General features: G+C 35.1%; 1 protein-coding gene. It reads right to left on the reverse strand.

What is annotated here, in order from left to right:
• Positions 1-124: 124 nt before the first annotated feature.
• Complete coding sequence (locus BTHERMOSOX_RS11175) at positions 125-736, reverse strand: hypothetical protein (protein WP_138121198.1); 612 nt, start codon at positions 734-736, stop codon at positions 125-127.
• Between the last annotated feature and the right edge of the window lie 753 nt (positions 737-1,489).

Below are 1,489 nucleotides of genomic sequence, written 5' to 3' on the forward strand. Positions count from 1 at the left end.
ATGAGAAGTTACTTTTTTACGATAACCACCAAAAAGGGATGATCAGAATCTTCAATGCTATTATTGGGTGTTATTATACCATAATGGATTGATTTAAAAGAGTATTATTTATTTCGTGCAAGCACTAACTAGAATCAGCAAATGGTGAAACATAAACATCATGGATCAGTACAGGAAGCTCAATATTCACTGACCGGCCCGTGTGGAGATCATAAGGTGGAATTGTACCTCCTTCAGATAATGGGTAGTTGATAATAAATACCCTCAATACCTTTTCAAAGTCATAGAATGGTTTTTTTGTCGTTATGACAGAAAGTCTTGCTAGTTCATCCTGTTTTAGATAGGACCGATATTTTATTTTTCCAATAAAAAATTCTTCTGGATATGGATCTCCACCCTCTTGAATTGCTTTTTTTAAAGAGCTTATGGTGGATCGTATTGCGACACCATTTTTTTCTCCACCAAGATATATTTTCCATAATGCATAAGATTCGTGGGGGCTTATCGACCAACAGTTTGCCAAAACAAGATCTTTCATTGGGTTTGTTTCCCAATGAAATACAGCTAATTCCTCCTCCAGATCCCTACCTTTTAGGCCAGAAGATTTAAGCTCTTTTCTTTTTGCCGCCAGAACACTTTTGGGGATAGAAACTTCATATTGATCTGAAAGCTTGTTTGCATTTGGAAAAAATAATGACTCATCATTAAGTAAGCTTTCAAATTTCCATTGTGCCATGTATCGTCACACGGAAGAGTTACCATGTGGGGTGTCAACATATTTACTTTTTATAAAATTCATAACTCTTCAATTTCCCTTGATTACCTAACGCCTGAATCATTAAGCTCCTTAACGATAAGGGCTCTGAGATTTTCCATGGCCAATTATGTACTATGTATAGGTTGATTATTTCCATGACTTCGATTTGTTTTGAGCATAACAAGTTATTGTCTCGGTCTGGTTATCTTACACCCCAGCATTAGTTGTTTATCAAGAAAGAAGCTTAAGGCTAATAACTTTAAACTGGGTAACATACATTTAATACATAATTAACGGATACGATTAACATACAGCATTTGCTTTTCACTGAAATAGCCCTATAAAAACCTTATAGCAATCCTACATCATTTGACAATAAAACAGATTCCAAAAGTGGGTTAAAATTTATAATTATTTTTCATTTCACTCAAGAATATCGTGCATTAGTTTGTGACCGCTCTTGGCCGAAACCAGCGATTCAATATAAGATTTAATTATGCATACCAACAAAAGATGTTACCTAAATCCTGCAAGCATTATACACAATAAACATGAAAACCCCATATTAAACAATGATATAATATCAGTTTCTCTGATTTTACTACCTCATTGTTTTAATGACGTCCACAAAAGTATCAAAATCCTCATTTCGTGTCCGAAATCGTACACGCTCAGTCAAAATATCTTCCACTGCACATGGATTGACGAGCCAGGCCGGACTTATTCCAGTCG

The organism is Bathymodiolus heckerae thiotrophic gill symbiont (assembly GCF_900128515.1).
Classification (GTDB): domain Bacteria; phylum Pseudomonadota; class Gammaproteobacteria; order PS1; family Pseudothioglobaceae; genus Thioglobus_A.

Excerpts from the sequence above, each read along its gene's own strand:
- BTHERMOSOX_RS11175 (WP_138121198.1), bottom strand. The coding sequence starts at position 736 with ATGGCACAATGGAAATTTGAAAGCTTACTTAATGATGAGTCATTATTT.